We start from the raw sequence: 18,567 nt of genomic DNA, 5'->3' as shown, positions 1-18,567 counted from the left end.
TCGGGAGAGGGTGACTATGGCTGTTATCGTCAAATATGTAGTTGAGCGCAACGGAGAAGAAAAGATGACTTTCACCTCTAAGTCCGAAGCCGACGCATACGACAAGATGCTAGATATGGCGGACGAGATGTTTACTTTGCTAAGCGAAAGTGAACTTTTCGAGGATGAAGCCAAGCAAGAAGAGCTTTCGCTGTTCTTGGCACAGAAACGTGAAGAAGTGCTAGTAGCACTAGGAGCGAAAAAGAAAGCCGCTCCGAAGAAAAAAGCGGTAAAGCCTGAGCTTGTTGCCGAGCAGAAGGATGACGCTGCAGCTTAACCACTAAGTCTGCCAGTTTTCTTCATGATAAACCTCCTTTTCCAAGGAGGTTTTTTATTGCCTGCAGCTATAAATCCCGACGTTGAATTTATCAACAGCGCGAGCGTTTTCCCATTGTCATAATTCCATCATTTTTCACCGATTGCCCCCTCCCCCCTTCAATATCGGCGCAAGTGTCTTTATGATGGGTTCATCACACTTTGTCGGCCAACTGCGTCCGGCATGAATTACTTTGACATGGAGAACCAACAGTAATGGCCAGCTTTTCACTAGCCCTTGGTACTGCAACCAAAAACCGCGATAACAAAATCATCGAAGCGTTTTTCCCAACCCCGATCTTAAACCCAGCTGACGCGCTAGTTGATGCCATTGCCGCTATCGTTGAGTACAAGGAAGGTAATCAGGCTATCGAAGTTACGGCAGCCCAGTGCGCCGATCTTGCAGCAGCATTCAGCGCTGCAGGTGAAGAAGCCAGTGCAAACTTCGCAACCAAAGCAGCAGCATCAGAGCAACCACTTGTTGTTGTGATCCTGGCTACTGACGAAGCACCAGCTTCAGTTGCTGAAGGCTTCCTGAAACTACAACTTATCTCTCACCGCCTAGTTAAGCCTCACGGCGTGGTACTAGACGGTATCTTTGGTCTGCTACATAACATTGCTTGGACCAACCAGGGCCCTATCGATCTACCTGAACTGGCAGATCGCCAGATGGAAGCACGCCTAAATGGCGAAACTATCACAGTCGATTGTGTCGACAAGTTCCCTAAAATGGTGGACTACGTGGTACCAACAGGTGTTCGTATTGCTGATACTTCTCGCGTTCGTTTGGGTGCGCACGTGGGTGAAGGCACAACCGTTATGCACGAAGGTTTCATCAACTTCAATGCAGGCACAACTGGCGTGAGCATGGTTGAAGGCCGTATTTCTGCAGGTGTTGTTGTCGGCAACGGTTCTGACATCGGTGGTGGTGCTTCTATCATGGGTACACTATCTGGCGGCGGTAAAGTGGTTGTTTCCATCGGTGAAAACAGCCTACTAGGTGCCAATGCCGGTTTGGGCTTCCCAATGGGTGACCGCTGTACGATCGAATCTGGCCTGTACGTAACTGCTGGCTCTAAAGTACGCATGCTGGACAAGAGCGGCCAGGAAGTTGAAGTGGTGAAAGCACGCGATCTTGCGGGTGTATCTGATCTACTGTTCCGCCGCAACTCAATGACAGGTCAGATTGAGTGCTTGGCAAACAAATCAGCGGTTGAGCTGAACAGCGAGTTGCACAGCAACAACTAATCGCCGGTAAAAAACGCCTCTTCTGAGGCGTTTTTTATTTCAACACAACTTAGCCCCTCCAAATTATCCCCTGGATGCGTCGCCCTTGAGCGACCTCTCCCCCTCTATTCATAATCCGCCAGAGCTGACCGTTATTTCAGGTCTTAAAATGTAACAAAACGGCATACTCGATCAGTCACAAAGTCTCCTCGTCAGATTGCCAACTGACTGGCGTTTATGAGAGGGTATCGGCAAACAACAACAAGGAGAGAGAAATGTCATTTTTCTTTGAACGGGAAGAGACTGATAACCAAGTTAAAATTGTCCTTAAGCCCCATTCGCTGTATGTGATGCTGTTAATGCTGGCAGTGTGGCTGCTCAATGAAATGGTGCTGCATATCATGCCAGTGACACAAATTATCATGCCAGTGTTTATCGTATTCATGGTGATCCGCTTCTTTTCCCTGGTCAAGGTACAAAAAGAGGTACTGGTCGCCATGAAGCAAGGTAAGGTACAAACTAGCGGCAGCAAGTTTTCCTTCTCGAACCCATTTACCTACACTATTAACAAGTAATTATTCGCTCGTTCCATTTGGGAAATAATCCATTGAGCCCGAGCTGCTTATCCTTCATCGCCTAACCGTGCATAATATTGATATCCAAGTCACTTAAATATGCTTGGTTCAGCGAGAATGACAAGAGATTCAGGATAAGCAGCATTTACCCATTTCGTCGCTTTTTTACCCAAAGCAATTCCATTTCATCTCTCGCCCTTCGGGCGCTAATCAATGCCCCCATTTCAGCGTCAAATAACCTCGCAGTAGGCTAGCTATGCCATTCGGTTATTTTCCTTGAACTGAGCCCGTTGATTTCGCTCTGAACCCTGCAACCTCAAGTTACTGGGTATCAGCCACATTATAGGAGGGAAAGATGGCCAGATTTAACTGGAAACCACTATTACTTGCATGCTTGATTGTCAGCATTGGTCAATTGAGCCTTGGCTTGGTTTTTCCTGCTCTCCCTGCCGTCGCCGCCTCCCTTCAACTTTCAACCGAGCAGGTCCAACTACTGGTCTCAGGGTATTTATTCAGTTTCGGCGCGTCACAGCTTATCTATGGTCCATTATCCGATGTCTTTGGTCGCAGGCCTGTATTGCTGGCTGGTTTATTGATTGCAGCATCCGGACTAGCAATCGGAGTTCTGAGAGCCGACTCTTTCAATTGGCTATTGCTCGGGCGAATTATCCAGGGGATGGGGGCAGGAAGCGTTGCCGTCTTGGCCCGCGCCACTATTCGCGACAGCTACCAACGGCAAGATCTGGTCAAAGCAATGACTTGGGTTGCTATTGTCGCAGCGTTTACTCCTATAATGGCGCCTGTTGTCGGCGGTATCGTCAACCACCACTTTGGCTGGCTAACTGTCTTCGTCGTCCTGCTCGGTTACATCGCCGTTGTCTGGTTATTATTGCTGCTTAGCTTCAGTGAAACCCTCGCTGCAACCCAACGTCCCCCGTCGGTCAGCCAACTGGCAAAGTCCTACCTGTCGTTGATTCAAGAGCGACACTTCCTGTCCTTTGCCGGGATCGGGTGGATTAACTTCGCGTTAGTTGTCCTATCTATTTCAATGATGCCGTTTATCATGCAGGTACAGATCGGCATGAGCTCAGAGCGCTATGCCTTATGGGCGATGGGGCCTGCATTTGGTTTGCTCTGTGGTGGCGTGGTTTGCCAACGGCTACGACCGCGCTTGGGCACGCAAAAGATGCTGATGCTCTCTCCATTACTGCACTTTGTCGCTGGTTCGGTATTAATCGCCGCGCCGCTTTCACCTACCTGGATGGTCACCGGTCACTTCTTGATGGCGATGGCCAATGGCATTGCCTTCCCTTGTGCCCAATCTTTGCTGCTTGTTCCTTATGGCAATAAGGCCGGTACCGTTTCCGCCCTGTCCGGTGCCTGCCAGATGGTATTTGCCTCCCTGCTCAGTAATGGCTTGTTGAAGCTTGGGATCAGCCAAGCTTGGCACTTGGGCGGTATCATGGTCATCGGCGCAGGTTTAGGGTTATTACTCGCAATGCTCGGCACAATGAGCGAAAGCGGCCGTCGGGCAGTGGCAACTCTCAACGGATAAACCATAATTAACTCAGTTCTTTAAACTGAGGGGTCACCATGGTTAGGTTACTGAAAATATGCTTATTGGCGGTATCGTTTGTTTTCCTTGGTGCCTGTTCCAGCCAGTATGAAGCCAACTTGGCGAAAAACCAGCAATGGGAAGAGCTTGGAGCCTACCATGGAGAACAAGGATATCGTGAGCTGAGTGAAATAGATCTCGGAAAGCGCGGCGGTTATGCTGAAATTGACTACGAGAAATACCGTTCCGGTTATCTCAAAGGAAGATTTGATTATTGTGCCGGGAAACAAACGGTGGGAACGGTGATCAATCCGGGCTACCCGGATGACTGCCAAGATAGCCAATCAAGCTCGAGTTATGGCTTGATTGAGCGAGGGTATTAACCCATTAATCGATGTTAACCTCAATGAAAATGGCAGCCAAGGCTGCCATTGCTATATATTAAGGAGCAGGTTGGTTTAGATAAATATTATGGGCGTTATCTCGCACACTTGTATCCACTATATTTAAGTCTAAGTCACCATCTGAATCTAGATCTCCAACCAGTATACGGCTAGCTTTAGTTGATAATGAGATACTTCCTGATTTTTCGAAAATACCGTCACCTTTGTTCATTAGAATATGAACACTGTCTTCAATAGCACCAAAAAAGCGAGAGTAAATAATATCGACCAAACCATCAGAATTAAAATCATGGGCAACTAGTGAATTTGCATTAGTTCCAACATTCCAACCAGAATAGATAAACTCACCCTTTCCATTATTAAGGTAAACCTGACTAGGGGTATTTTTTTGATACCCGTCTAGATAAACCAAAACATCCATATCACCATCTTGATCTAGATCTGATATAGCAACCTGAAAAACATCATTAACATCAGGTTCGTATTCACTTAACCTAGCCCCTGTATCAATAAACTCCCCTAGCCCATCACCGAACTTAATAAGTGGTTTGACTCCACTTCCTTGAAGAATAATATCATTTATATTATCGTCATTAAGATCTGCCACTGAAACAAGATGATACTTATACACACCGATATCTTGTGGTTCAGAGTTAAAGCTTCCATTTCCCAGATTGTAGAAAATGTGGCTTGCACCAACGATCAAATCTAATCTACCGTTATTGTTAAGATCACCAACAGCCAAGGAACGTTTCGTTTCAGGATAGCTATGAACTAACGTGAATTGTCCGTTACCATCATTAAGCTCAATTCGTAAACGTTGACTTGCTAGTGTTGCAATATCGATATAACCATCATTATTAAAATCACCAATGGCTAAGCCATCAATTCCATTTGGAGTACCAAACGTGCGCGAGGAACGATTGAACACACCTTGGCCATTATTCAAGAATATAACACCATAGCCATCAGTCCCTGACGAAAGTAAATCAAGGTGACCATCATTATTAATATCAGCCAATTTATTATAGTGAGTATCCTTTACCGGCATTGATAATGACTGTGTATGCTCAAAGAAACCTTCACCGAGCTCTATGTTGCTTTCTAGGTACAATAATTCATTCATTACAGAAAGAGGCTGAACGTCAACGCTTTTACCTGCCGCCCACTGATCCTGTACCGCTTTTATCTCATGTTCACCCGCCACTAAGTGCAGCTTGATAGAGCCTGTTGAATACTGATCGCCTGTCAAACCAACCAGCTTGTCATCAACATAAACCTCGGCACCAATTGCAGGCTGCAGAGATTGATCCAGCACACTTAACATTAAAGTACCGAGTACACGGCCAGTAACAATACTTTCTCGCTTAAGCTCAAGCTTACAGCCTAGTGTTTGGTTCAGAGCAACATTAATTGATGTGTCACATTTGGCAAACGGGACACCATCAAACTGACGTGCCGCTTCACTCATCTCATGGAAAGCCAAGTAAGCGCTAACAGCATCCTGACCACCGGTCTCGAAAAGTGCACAGGCTTTATACGTACCGTTATCACCGTAGACATCCAGCACCTTTTCCTGCAACGGCGCTCCTTTACCACCTAATCGCACGATCAATGCCAGTTGCTCAGCTGAACCAACCTCTGTCACGACTTCTTTGGGCACTGTGAAAGTAAAGGTCCCCTGATCTTTCAACTCACCTAAATCGAGTTCAACATCAGCCTGGAGAGGGATCACATCCATCTTGGCATCTTCACCTTCGACAAAATTGATGGTGTTATTTTCGTCTTGATTTTTGCCCACCATCAAGTCGCCATCATACAAATGCATCGCCAAGGTATATTCACCAGGCTCAACAAAAATCAAAACTTCTGCAATGCCCGCCTCCTTGTTGATGGTATAGACAGTTTCATCCGAGCCATTAAGCGATAAGCCAAACTGAGGGTTGGATAAAGAAACCAAATCCTCTGCAGGCCAAGAGAAGTTCAGTGTAGAGGCATACTGCACCTGGTCAAAGTCACTGATGGTATCCCCCAAGTTAGGCTTCAGGACAAAATTAATCTCTGGTGTTTCACCATCAACAATTTCTTCGCCCAGAGCTTCTGCAACATACTGGCTTTTCTTGGCATCCTTGGCTGTTGCAATCAAGACAAAGTTATAGCTACCCGGCTTTAGAGTAAGTGCACGGTGTGAAATCGTCTCAACATTGCCTTCGCTATCGACCTTCTGGGTCATCGGCCAATCGAAACTCTGCTGCTCATCAGTGTTGATATTCGTTACTTGCAGCTTGCCGTCATAGCTTTTTGACTGGCTTGCATGAGCCGATTTATGGTTCTGAAGAGATGCCTTAAATGCAACGGGCGCAGGCTGTTCTTTCGCAATCGTCTGCAGATAAGTCGCGGCAAACTGGGTATTCACAACCAGCTTATCATCAACTACCTCTGCATCTTTATCGGTCTTGTTACTGCCTTCACCACATGCCATTAACGCTGCACTGATCATCGGAATTGCCAGCCAACGTTTAGTCTTTATGTCCATAATATTCCATGAGCTAAAATCAAAAAAGCGCGCAACCACACGCATAAACAAAGCCAAGGAAATTAACACAAAAACCATAAAATACAATAACTTATAATTTATTTTTCCATGTATTTTATTGTCTGTACATTAAGCCATCAAGGTGAATTCCTTTTAGAAATAAATTTATAGAGTGACCATGCTCCACAAGATCTTGAGGTTTATTTTATAAGTGCGGAGGGCTGGGGTCGCACACGACAGGGACTCAACGCGTCAGATACAAGAAAGCCTCGTCATTCGTCGGGGACGCCTAGTTGAGGCTTCTTAATAAGTGGCGGAACGGCCGGGCTGGCGCACCAGCGGGACTCATTCGCCTGCAAGGCGAACATATCTCACAGACGTAAAAAAGCCCAAGTCTTTCGACTCGGGCTTAGTATAAGTGGCGGAGGGCCGGGGTCGCGCACGACCGGGACTCAAGCCGAAGGCTCGTGAGAGTCCATTTTCCATGCTACAGATAACAAAAAACCCCAGCCTTTCGACTGAGGTTTCTTTAATAAGTGGCGGAGCGGACGGGACTCGAACCCGCGACCCCCGGCGTGACAGGCCGGTATTCTAACCAACTGAACTACCGCTCCACTCAAATCACCGCACGTTCACTGCGATAATCTAAATTGGAAGCCTGGCGATGTCCTACTCTCACATGGGGAGGCCCCACACTACCATCGGCGCTATTACGTTTCACTACTGAGTTCGGCATGGGATCAGGTGGGTCCATAATGCTATGGTCGCCAAGCAAAATTCTTACAATCTTGAAAGCTGATGTTCTCAACACTCATCCAAGTGTTTGCGGAGTCCGTAAAAACCCCTTGGGTGTTGTATGGTTAAGCCTCACGGGCAATTAGTACAGGTTAGCTCAACGCCTCACAACGCTTACACACCCTGCCTATCTACGTCGTAGTCTCCAACAACCCTTCAGGAACCTTATAGGTTCAGGGATGACTCATCTCGAGGCTCGCTTCCCGCTTAGATGCTTTCAGCGGTTATCGATTCCGAACTTAGCTACCGGGCAATGCGTCTGGCGACACAACCCGAACACCAGAGGTTCGTCCACTCCGGTCCTCTCGTACTAGGAGCAGCCCCTCTCAATCATCCAACGCCCACGGCAGATAGGGACCGAACTGTCTCACGACGTTCTAAACCCAGCTCGCGTACCACTTTAAATGGCGAACAGCCATACCCTTGGGACCGACTTCAGCCCCAGGATGTGATGAGCCGACATCGAGGTGCCAAACACCGCCGTCGATATGAACTCTTGGGCGGTATCAGCCTGTTATCCCCGGAGTACCTTTTATCCGTTGAGCGATGGCCCTTCCATACAGAACCACCGGATCACTATGACCTGCTTTCGCACCTGCTCGACTTGTCAGTCTCGCAGTCAAGCGGGCTTATGCCATTGCACTAACCTCACGATGTCCGACCGTGATTAGCCCACCTTCGTGCTCCTCCGTTACGCTTTGGGAGGAGACCGCCCCAGTCAAACTACCCACCAGGCACTGTCCGCACCCCGGATAACGGGGCGACGTTAGAACATCAACACTACAAGGGTGGTATTTCAAGGACGGCTCCACCGAATCTAGCGACTCGGTTTCAAAGCCTCCCACCTATCCTACACATGTAGGGTCAATGTTCAGTGCCAAGCTGTAGTAAAGGTTCACGGGGTCTTTCCGTCTAGCCGCGGGTACGCAGCATCTTCACTGCGATTTCAATTTCACTGAGTCTCGGGTGGAGACAGCGTGGCCATCATTACGCCATTCGTGCAGGTCGGAACTTACCCGACAAGGAATTTCGCTACCTTAGGACCGTTATAGTTACGGCCGCCGTTTACCGGGGCTTCGATCAAGAGCTTCGACCGAAGTCTAACCCCATCAATTAACCTTCCGGCACCGGGCAGGCGTCACACCGTATACGTCATCTTTCGATTTTGCACAGTGCTGTGTTTTTAATAAACAGTTGCAGCCACCTGGTATCTGCGACTGCCAGCAGCTCCAAGAGCAAGTCTCTTCACCGCCGGCAGCGTACCTTCTCCCGAAGTTACGGTACCATTTTGCCTAGTTCCTTCACCCGAGTTCTCTCAAGCGCCTTGGTATTCTCTACCCGACCACCTGTGTCGGTTTGGGGTACGATTCCTTACTATCTGAAGCTTAGAGGCTTTTCCCGGAAGCATGGCATCAATGACTTCAGCACCGTAGTGCCTCGACATCGGGTCTCAGCCTAGTGTAATCCCGGATTTGCCTAAGATTACAGCCTACACCCTTGAACCTGGACAACCGTCGCCAGGCCCACCTAGCCTTCTCCGTCCCCCCATCGCAATAGTAAGAAGTACGGGAATATTAACCCGTTTCCCATCGACTACGCCTTTCGGCCTCGCCTTAGGGGTCGACTCACCCTGCCCCGATTAACGTTGGACAGGAACCCTTGGTCTTCCGGCGAGGGAGTTTTTCACTCCCTTTATCGTTACTCATGTCAGCATTCGCACTTCTGATACGTCCAGCACACCTTACGATGCACCTTCAACCGCTTACAGAACGCTCCCCTACCCAATACCTAAAAGGCATTGCCGCAGCTTCGGTGTATAGCTTAGCCCCGTTAAATCTTCCGCGCAGGCCGACTCGACCAGTGAGCTATTACGCTTTCTTTAAATGATGGCTGCTTCTAAGCCAACATCCTGGCTGTCTGAGCCTTCCCACATCGTTTCCCACTTAGCTATAACTTTGGGACCTTAGCTGGCGGTCTGGGTTGTTTCCCTCTCCACGACGGACGTTAGCACCCGCCGTGTGTCTCCCGGATAGTACTTACTGGTATTCGGAGTTTGCAAAGGGTTGGTAAGTCGGGATGACCCCCTAGCCTTAACAGTGCTCTACCCCCAGTAGTATTCGTCCGAGGCGCTACCTAAATAGCTTTCGGGGAGAACCAGCTATCTCCAGGTTTGATTGGCCTTTCACCCCTAGCCACAAGTCATCCGCTAATTTTTCAACATTAGTCGGTTCGGTCCTCCAGTAAGTGTTACCTCACCTTCAACCTGCCCATGGCTAGATCACCTGGTTTCGGGTCTAATCCTAGCAACTGAACGCCCAGTTAAGACTCGGTTTCCCTACGGCTCCCCTAATCGGTTAACCTTGCTACTAAAATTAAGTCGCTGACCCATTATACAAAAGGTACGCAGTCACCCCGAAGGGCTCCTACTGCTTGTACGTACACGGTTTCAGGTTCTATTTCACTCCCCTCACAGGGGTTCTTTTCGCCTTTCCCTCACGGTACTGGTTCACTATCGGTCAGTCAGGAGTATTTAGCCTTGGAGGATGGTCCCCCCATGTTCAGACAGGATATCACGTGTCCCGTCCTACTCGATTTCACTCGCAATGCGCTACCGGTTACGGGGCTATCACCCTGTATCGCTGAGCTTTCCAGCTCATTCACCTGTCGCAAAACTAGCTTAAGGGCTAATCCGGGTTCGCTCGCCGCTACTGCCGGAATCTCGGTTGATTTCTCTTCCTCGGGGTACTTAGATGTTTCAGTTCCCCCGGTTCGCTTCAATGCGCTATGTATTCACGCATTGATAACTGCTTATGCAGCTGGGTTTCCCCATTCGGAAATCCAAGAGTATCGTGATTCTTACCATCTTCTCTTGGCTTATCGCAGGTTAGCACGTCCTTCATCGCCTCTGACTGCCCAGGCATCCACCGTGTACGCTTAGTCACTTAACCATACAACCCCAAGAGGTTTCGTATGGCTCAACAACCAAGGTTGTCCATCTGAGTATTGATGGACTGTGTTTCGCCGGACTCTTACACAAGACACTTGAATGTGTGTTGCTTGAGAACTCGTTTCATCTTTCGATGAAACTATTAGTTATTGAATTCAAAGAATTCAATTTACTAGTCAGCTTTCCAGATTGTTAAAGAGCATGTGTATTTCTTTACCTAAACAAATAGGTTTCGATATCCACTTTCTAAACACACTCAAAACTCTTTATTTCAAGAGAAGTGTTTTTAGAGAGTGGTGGAGCTAAGCAGGATCGAACTGCTGACCTCCTGCGTGCAAGGCAGGCGCTCTCCCAGCTGAGCTATAGCCCCATCGAAATGGTGTCTTTCTAAAAGAAAGAGTGGTGGGCGATACCGGGCTCGAACCAGTGACCCCCTCCTTGTAAGGGAGGTGCTCTCCCAACTGAGCTAATCGCCCACGATAGTTGCTTATTTGTCTCCGCTTTAAAAAGCAGAATCAAACTTGCTTTCCTTCGTGGAAAGGAAATGGTGGGTCGTGCAGGATTCGAACCTGCGACCAATTGATTAAAAGTCAACTGCTCTACCAACTGAGCTAACGACCCGTGGCGTCCCATAGGGGAGTCGAACCCCTGTTACCGCCGTGAAAGGGCGGTGTCCTAGGCCTCTAGACGAATGGGACTAAGTATTTTCTAGGTTTGGGAACCTAGACATGTTCTTTACATTTCAACCAAGCAATCTGTGTGGACACTGCATAAAACGCAGTCATATCGTTAAGGAGGTGATCCAGCCCCAGGTTCCCCTAGGGCTACCTTGTTACGACTTCACCCCAGTCATGAACCACACCGTGGTAAACGCCCTCCCGAAGGTTAAGCTATCTACTTCTGGTGCAGCCCACTCCCATGGTGTGACGGGCGGTGTGTACAAGGCCCGGGAACGTATTCACCGTGGCATTCTGATCCACGATTACTAGCGATTCCGACTTCATGGAGTCGAGTTGCAGACTCCAATCCGGACTACGACGTACTTTCTGGGATTCGCTCACTCTCGCAAGTTGGCCGCCCTCTGTATACGCCATTGTAGCACGTGTGTAGCCCTACTCGTAAGGGCCATGATGACTTGACGTCGTCCCCACCTTCCTCCGGTTTATCACCGGCAGTCTCCCTGGAGTTCCCACCATGACGTGCTGGCAAACAAGGATAGGGGTTGCGCTCGTTGCGGGACTTAACCCAACATTTCACAACACGAGCTGACGACAGCCATGCAGCACCTGTCTCAGAGTTCCCGAAGGCACCAATCCATCTCTGGAAAGTTCTCTGGATGTCAAGAGTAGGTAAGGTTCTTCGCGTTGCATCGAATTAAACCACATGCTCCACCGCTTGTGCGGGCCCCCGTCAATTCATTTGAGTTTTAATCTTGCGACCGTACTCCCCAGGCGGTCTACTTAACGCGTTAGCTCCGAAAGCCAGTGTTCAAGACACCAACCTCCAAGTAGACATCGTTTACGGCGTGGACTACCAGGGTATCTAATCCTGTTTGCTCCCCACGCTTTCGCATCTGAGCGTCAGTCTTTGTCCAGGGGGCCGCCTTCGCCACCGGTATTCCTTCAGATCTCTACGCATTTCACCGCTACACCTGAAATTCTACCCCCCTCTACAAGACTCTAGCCTGCCAGTTCCAAATGCTATTCCGAGGTTGAGCCCCGGGCTTTCACATCTGGCTTAACAAGCCGCCTGCATGCGCTTTACGCCCAGTAATTCCGATTAACGCTCGCACCCTCCGTATTACCGCGGCTGCTGGCACGGAGTTAGCCGGTGCTTCTTCTGTCGCTAACGTCAAACACATACGCTATTAACGCATACGCCTTCCTCACGACTGAAAGTGCTTTACAACCCGAAGGCCTTCTTCACACACGCGGCATGGCTGCATCAGGGTTTCCCCCATTGTGCAATATTCCCCACTGCTGCCTCCCGTAGGAGTCTGGACCGTGTCTCAGTTCCAGTGTGGCTGATCATCCTCTCAGACCAGCTAGAGATCGTCGCCTTGGTGAGCTCTTACCTCACCAACTAGCTAATCTCACCTGGGCTAATCCTGACGCGAGAGGCCCGAAGGTCCCCCTCTTTGCTCCGAAGAGATTATGCGGTATTAGCCATCGTTTCCAATGGTTATCCCCCACATCAGGGCATATTCCCAGGCATTACTCACCCGTCCGCCGCTCGCCGCCCATAAGCGCACCCGAAGGATTGTTTATGTCGCTGCCGCTCGACTTGCATGTGTTAGGCCTGCCGCCAGCGTTCAATCTGAGCCATGATCAAACTCTTCAATTAAAGTTTTGGCTCAATGAATACTGTTAATCCATTACCGAAGTAATGAATGAATTGACTGTGCTCTCCTCATATTCAGCTCAAGGCTGCTTCCGATTCGATTTGGTCACTCAGTTTCATTGATAATTCTTTTGTTGACTATCATTTCACGAGTGCCCACACAGATTGCATGGTCAAATTGTTAAAGAACAATGTTTGCCACAACCGCTCTGATTCAGTGCTTTGCCGTGACAACGGAGGCGCATTATAGAGACTTGATTGGGTTTGGCAACACTTTAAATTCAATTATTTTGTCAAAACGAACCAATTGATTACTTATTAGTCAATACGTGCAATTCTGAAGAAATATCACTCTACATTTCAGCTTGTTCTTCTATTCGCATCACCAATTCATCAGGTAACTGCAATGCTTTAGCCAGCTCATCAAGGTAAGCTCGCTCCAGAAAATGGTCCACATCTATTGCTAGGAGTGAAACTAAATAGACTTCCGATGCCAATGCCATATTGTCCACCTGCTGGCTAAGCACGTTCGGATCCAGTGGTGCATCTACCCATTGCAAAATAGCCGTCTCGCTATCAAGTCCTAAGTTCTGCTCGGCAGCCCAATTAGCAATAGCGGCACGTTCTTGCTCATCGATATGCCCGTCGGATTTAGCGGCAAACACCATTGCCTGTATAAGCAAACTCGCTTTAATATCGAGTTGTTGCTGAAATACCGGCTCTGAAACCGACGCCGCATTGGGTACTGCCTCATCCTGCTGCCATTTTTTATATGCCTGGTAGGCCAAAGTACCAACAAGTGCCGTGCCCCCGACAGCAGCCGCTTTTGTCCCGTATTTTTTCGCCAATTTTCGGGTTTTCTTATTACCTAGCAGCGCCCCGACGACCCCACCACCTAATGCGCCTTTTAACAGGTCGCTTGACGAACTGGCTTTTGTGCCTGAATCCGACTTCCCTTTATCTGAGTACTTGCTTGTATCTAGATACTTGCTCGCTTCGCCCAGCAGCTTATCCATCATTGATTTCATACATCCTCCGCTTTCTTATGTTTTCAGGCATTTTTATTTAGGCTCTAAAAAGAGATTGAAAAGGGAGTGAGTCTCATTGCCTGAATCATCTTGTTTGTAATGACATTACGTAGGCTAGTTAAACGAGGATGAATATGAAATGAATTCAATGGTAAATGAATGTAAAAAAGCCCTCCTACAAGGGGAGGGCTTCATTGGCGACATAATTACCTGGTAGCTATTGTTTCGCTTCGATATGGCCTTCATTAGCAACGATGTTAATTGGTTTCCCCGTAACAAACTTGCCTGACAATATATCTTGAGCCAGTGGGTTCTCCACATATTGCTGAATGGCACGCTTCAAAGGACGGGCACCAAATACAGGATCGAATCCAGCCTCGGCAATAAGATCCAACGCACTGTCATCCAGCTTCAGCTGGTAATCACGCTCTTCTAGACGTTTAACCAATCGAGCAATCTGGATACTGGCAATATTCTTGATATGCTCAGCGCCCAATGGGTGGAAGACCACAGTTTCATCAACTCGGTTGATAAACTCAGGTCGGAAATGCTGTCCCACCACTTCCATTACCGTTTGTTTAATACCTTCGTAGTCCAATTCGCCAAAATGCTCCTGGATACGATCCGAGCCTAAGTTAGACGTCATTATCACTACGCTATTACGGAAATCGACTGTCCGTCCCTGACCATCGGTCAATCGACCGTCATCCAGCACTTGCAGCAAGATATTGAAGACATCTGGGTGAGCCTTCTCAACCTCATCAAGCAAAATCACCGAATAAGGACGGCGGCGAACCGCTTCTGTAAGGTAGCCCCCTTCTTCGTAACCGACATAGCCTGGAGGCGCGCCGACCAAACGGGCAACCGAGTGTTTCTCCATAAACTCGGACATATCAATCCGCACCATGGCATCATCACTGTCAAACATGAAGTGAGCCAGTGACTTACACAACTCAGTTTTACCTACCCCGGTAGGGCCGAGGAACAGGAACGAACCGATAGGACGGTTTGGATCTGACAATCCTGCCCGGCTACGGCGAATGGCATTGGCGACTGCATCGACCGCTTCATCTTGGCCGATAACCCGTTTGTGCAACGCCTCTTCCATGCGAAGTAGCTTATCGCGCTCCCCTTCGAGCATTTTGGCTACCGGGATCCCGGTTTGACGGGAAAGCACTTCCGCAATTTCAGCATCAGTCACCTTGTTCTTGAGCAGGCTCATTTCCTGCATCTCAGCTTGGGCGGCCAAGTCGAGCTGTTTTTCAAGCTCAGGAATTTTGCCGTACTGCAGCTCAGACATCCGATTGAGATCACCCGCACGGCGGGCAATTTCCATATCGGTACGGGCTTGCTCTAATGCTGTTTTAATATGCTGAGTACCAGACAGAGCGGCTTTTTCAGCATTCCACACCTCTTCTAGCTCGGCATATTCGCGCTCTTTTTTATCCAGTTCATCACGCAGATCGCTCAAACGCTTCTGACTGGCATCATCACTCTCTTTTTCCAGTGCCTGCTGTTCAATCTTGAGCTGGATGATCCGTCGTTCGAGACGATCAAGAGATTCCGGTTTCGAGTCTATCTGCATGCGGATGCTTGATGCCGCTTCATCAATCAGATCGATGGCCTTATCCGGCAGTTGGCGATCGGAGATGTAGCGATGCGAGAGGCCGGCAGCAGCCACAATCGCCGGATCGGTGATCTCGACATGGTGGTGTAGCTCATAACGCTCTTTCAGGCCACGCAAAATGGCCACGGTATCTTCTACCGTCGGCTCATCCACCAGCACCTTCTGGAAACGACGCTCAAGCGCAGCATCTTTTTCAATATACTGACGGTATTCATCTAGCGTCGTCGCGCCTACACAGTGAAGTTCACCACGTGCCAACGCAGGCTTAAGCATATTCCCGGCATCCATGGAACCTTCACCTTTACCGGCACCGACCATGGTATGTAGCTCATCGATAAACAAGATGACGCTACCTTCTTCCTGTGACAGCTCGTTCAGCACTGATTTCAGACGTTCTTCAAATTCACCTCGGTATTTGGCACCAGCAATCAACGCGCCCATGTCCAAGGAAAGCACTCGCTTATGACGCAGGCCTTCGGGCACTTCGCCGTTTACGATACGCTGTGCCAAGCCTTCGACGATCGCAGTTTTACCGACACCCGGCTCACCAATAATGACTGGGTTATTCTTGGTACGGCGCTGCAATACCTGGATGGTACGACGAATTTCATCATCACGTCCGATCACAGGATCGAGCTTGCCCTGCTCAGCCCGCTCGGTCAGGTCAATGGTGAATTTCTCCAATGCCTGGCGGTTTTCTTCTGCATTGGGATCATCAACATTCTGCCCACCACGGACTTTTTCAATCGCCTGCTCTATCTTGTCTGCAGTCAGGCCTTTTTCTTTCAAAAGCTGGCCTAGCGGGCCCTTGTCGTCTACCGCCGCCAAGATAAAGAGCTCAGACGAAATGTATTTGTCTTTACGTTTCTGGGCGAGTTTGTCACACATGTTGAACAGCATTCCCATGCCATGTGACAACTGGACATCACCGCCGATACCACTCACTTTAGGCAGTCGCTCCAGTAATTCTGATAAACCAGAACGCAATTGGGCGATATCGACATTCAATAGGGTAAGAAGTGGACGGATGGTACTGCCATCCTGATTCAGCAGCGCCACCATCAAGTGGGCTGGCTCTATATACTGATGGTCCCGCCCCAATGCTAGCGATTGAGCATCAGAGATTGCCATCTGGAATTTGCTAGTAAAACGGTCAAGACGCATAAGTCCTCCTATCTTCTCTCACGGTAAGATATGGTGGTCTTGCTCCCATTTTTCAAGCCAAATATTCTTCTGCTAATTATTACACTGTCAATTTTCCAAATAATTTCAATGCAATCCACATTCACTGCGCAGGTGGTAGAGCAGTCACCAGCAGCACCTACCCAAATTACCCTGCTGCAGTAAGCTCAAGATATAAAAAAGCCCTGTATAAACAGGGCTATAAAGATATCTGATTAAGTTGGCTATTCCAGCCAAATCAAGGTTGCCTGGCGACCGGTAACCCCATCACGACGATAGGAATAAAATTGCTCGGCATCAGAAAAAGTGCAGCGATCCCCGCCAAATACATCGGTCACCGATGCACTAGCCAACCGCTGGCGAGCCAGCAGATACAGATCAGCCAGCCACTTTTCACCATGTGGCTGAAAACCTTCAGCAGCAGCTGGATCATGGGCCAGAAACTGTTCCCGCACCTCGCCACCCACCTCAAATACCTGCGGTCCAATAGCAGGGCCAAGCCAGGCCATGATCTCCGATCCCGGCACAGAAAACTTAGCGATAGCCTGTTCGATAATACCATCGACCAAACCACGCCATCCGGCATGGACAGCAGCAACTTGTTCGCCTTGGCGATCGCATAGGATCACTGGCAGGCAATCGGCCGTCATCACTACGCAAGGAAGGTTTTTCTGTGCAGTATAACTACCGTCAGCATCCAACACTTCGGCGCTCGGTTGCTTAAGGTTGACCACATCAATGCTGTGGGTCTGATTCAGCCAAACGGGAGCAGTGTCCAAACCAAGTTGTTGCTGTAACCACTGGCGGTTTTGCAACACAACCTCGGGGTCATCCCCAACATGGTTACCAAGATTCAAACCTTGATACGGCCCTGCACTATTACCACCGCAGCGAGTCGTCGCAATGGCTTTTACGTTGGCAGGAGCTGGCCAGTCAGGGACAATCCACATATCAGTATTCTTCCTCTTGGTGCGCTTCTTTGTCCTTGCGCAGGATGCTGATCATCGCGACCATATCAATTGGTAGCGGTGCACGCCATTCCATCAGCTCACCGGTGATTGGGTGTTCAAGGCGAAGCATACGCGCATGCAGGGCCTGACGGTCGAAAGCACGCAGAGCTTGTACCAACTCGTCTGAGGCATTTTTCGGCGGACGAGGGCGACCACCGTATATCGCATCACCAATCAGTGGGTGGCTCAGGTAAGACATGTGTACACGGATCTGGTGTGTACGGCCCGTTTCAAGACGAAGAATGATACGGGTATGCGCACGGAAGTGCTCCGCCACACGGAAGCGGGTGATTGCCGGCTTGCCAAACTCACTGACCGCCATACAAACACGCTTGGTAGGGTGACGACCGATAGGCTTGTCAACTGTACCACCGCCTGTCATCTTACCCATAGCAATCGCTTCGTACTCACGGGTGATACGGCGCTTTTGCAGCGCACGAACAAGACGAGTTTGCGCCTGGATCGTTTTTGCTACCACCATAAGACCGGTGGTGTCTTTATCCAAACGGTGGACAATACCGGCACGCGGCACTTCAGCCAAATCAGGGCAGTGATGAAGCAGCGCATTGAGCACAGTGCCATCCGGCGTCCCCGCACCAGGGTGTACGACAAAGTCGCGCGGCTTGTTGATAACGATAATATGCTCGTCTTCGTGTACAATATCCAACGGGATATCCTGAGCTTCCCAGCGGACTTCGTCCTCGATCTCCGCTTTGATAAACAGCTCTTCACCGCCCATCATTTTCAAACGTGGCTTTGTCGTGACTTCCCCATCGACAGAAACCATGCCATTTAGGATCCACTCTTTGATCCGTGAGCGGGAATAATCGGGGTATAATTCAGCGATAACCTGATCAAGGCGCAAGCCAAGTTGACTATCATTTACTGTATTTGTTAACTCTATCTGCTGTGCCATAGCGAACTTTTTTAAAAAGCGTGGGACTAAACGTCAAACGCTGCGTAAAATAACATAATAGTGTCATTGTA

The 18,567-nt window shown here is 49.0% G+C and carries 10 protein-coding genes, 5 tRNA genes and 3 rRNA genes; 5 read left to right on the top strand and 13 right to left on the bottom strand.

Annotation, left to right across the window (positions count from 1 at the left end):
• The first annotated feature begins 16 nt into the window (after positions 1–16).
• The 5 genes from ACXAD4_RS02860 to ACXAD4_RS02840 all read left to right on the top strand — a co-directional run bounded on the left by ACXAD4_RS02860 (position 17) and on the right by ACXAD4_RS02840 (position 4,094).
• On the top strand, positions 17–316 hold the full coding sequence (locus tag ACXAD4_RS02860) for a YebG family protein (RefSeq protein ID WP_039462973.1): 300 nt from the start codon (positions 17–19) through the stop codon (positions 314–316).
• Positions 317–570: 254 nt separating this feature from the next.
• Positions 571–1,602: a 2,3,4,5-tetrahydropyridine-2,6-dicarboxylate N-succinyltransferase gene (gene dapD, locus ACXAD4_RS02855; protein WP_475238517.1), complete on the top strand. Its 1,032-nt coding sequence runs from the start codon at positions 571–573 to the stop codon at positions 1,600–1,602.
• Positions 1,603–1,856: 254 nt separating this feature from the next.
• Entirely contained in the window at positions 1,857–2,156 is a 300-nt protein-coding gene (locus tag ACXAD4_RS02850) for a hypothetical protein (RefSeq protein ID WP_475238516.1), read from the top strand.
• Between the two features lie 355 nt (positions 2,157–2,511).
• Positions 2,512–3,711 (top strand): multidrug effflux MFS transporter, encoded by a 1,200-nt coding sequence (locus ACXAD4_RS02845; RefSeq protein WP_475238514.1) that lies wholly within the window; start codon positions 2,512–2,514, stop codon positions 3,709–3,711.
• 38 nt (positions 3,712–3,749) lie between these two features.
• Positions 3,750–4,094 carry a DUF2799 domain-containing protein gene (locus ACXAD4_RS02840; protein ID WP_475238512.1) on the top strand — a complete coding sequence of 115 codons (345 nt, stop codon included), beginning with the start codon at positions 3,750–3,752 and terminating at the stop codon, positions 4,092–4,094.
• 58 nt (positions 4,095–4,152) lie between these two features.
• On the opposite strand, the gene ACXAD4_RS02835 is transcribed toward ACXAD4_RS02840, so the two are convergent.
• The 13 genes from ACXAD4_RS02835 to rluD form a co-directional block, all read right to left on the bottom strand.
• Entirely contained in the window at positions 4,153–6,696 is a 2,544-nt protein-coding gene (locus ACXAD4_RS02835) for an FG-GAP repeat domain-containing protein (protein WP_475238510.1), read from the bottom strand.
• Positions 6,697–7,188: 492 nt separating this feature from the next.
• Positions 7,189–7,265, bottom strand: a tRNA-Asp gene (locus tag ACXAD4_RS02830).
• Positions 7,266–7,307: 42 nt separating this feature from the next.
• Positions 7,308–7,423, bottom strand: a 5S ribosomal RNA gene (gene rrf / locus ACXAD4_RS02825).
• A gap of 84 nt (positions 7,424–7,507) precedes the next feature.
• Positions 7,508–10,394 (bottom strand): 23S ribosomal RNA (locus ACXAD4_RS02820).
• 293 nt (positions 10,395–10,687) lie between these two features.
• Positions 10,688–10,763: transfer RNA gene (locus ACXAD4_RS02815), tRNA-Ala, on the bottom strand.
• A gap of 30 nt (positions 10,764–10,793) precedes the next feature.
• A tRNA-Val gene (locus tag ACXAD4_RS02810) sits at positions 10,794–10,869 on the bottom strand.
• 69 nt (positions 10,870–10,938) lie between these two features.
• Positions 10,939–11,014, bottom strand: a tRNA-Lys gene (locus ACXAD4_RS02805).
• A 1-nt stretch (position 11,015) separates the two neighbouring features.
• Positions 11,016–11,091 (bottom strand) — tRNA-Glu (locus tag ACXAD4_RS02800).
• 92 nt (positions 11,092–11,183) lie between these two features.
• Positions 11,184–12,736: ribosomal RNA gene (locus ACXAD4_RS02795) — 16S ribosomal RNA — on the bottom strand.
• The 16S, 23S and 5S rRNA genes sit together here with 5 tRNA genes alongside, the layout of an rRNA operon.
• 350 nt (positions 12,737–13,086) lie before the next feature.
• On the bottom strand, positions 13,087–13,761 hold the full coding sequence (locus ACXAD4_RS02790) for a tellurite resistance TerB family protein (RefSeq protein ID WP_475238507.1): 675 nt from the start codon (positions 13,759–13,761) through the stop codon (positions 13,087–13,089).
• Positions 13,762–13,978: 217 nt separating this feature from the next.
• Positions 13,979–16,552 (bottom strand): ATP-dependent chaperone ClpB, encoded by a 2,574-nt coding sequence (gene clpB / locus ACXAD4_RS02785; protein WP_475238504.1) that lies wholly within the window; start codon positions 16,550–16,552, stop codon positions 13,979–13,981.
• Between the two features lie 242 nt (positions 16,553–16,794).
• On the bottom strand, positions 16,795–17,520 hold the full coding sequence (gene pgeF, locus ACXAD4_RS02780; RefSeq protein WP_475238501.1) for a peptidoglycan editing factor PgeF: 726 nt from the start codon (positions 17,518–17,520) through the stop codon (positions 16,795–16,797).
• Between the two features lies 1 nt (position 17,521).
• Complete coding sequence (gene rluD / locus ACXAD4_RS02775) at positions 17,522–18,496, bottom strand: 23S rRNA pseudouridine(1911/1915/1917) synthase RluD (protein WP_475168670.1); 975 nt, start codon at positions 18,494–18,496, stop codon at positions 17,522–17,524.
• Positions 18,497–18,567 lie beyond the last annotated feature (71 nt).

The organism is Photobacterium sp. AWH4_225 (genome assembly GCF_056158405.1).
Note: the sequence above shows the minus strand (reverse complement) of the source record. Positions and strands in the feature narration are given on the sequence as shown.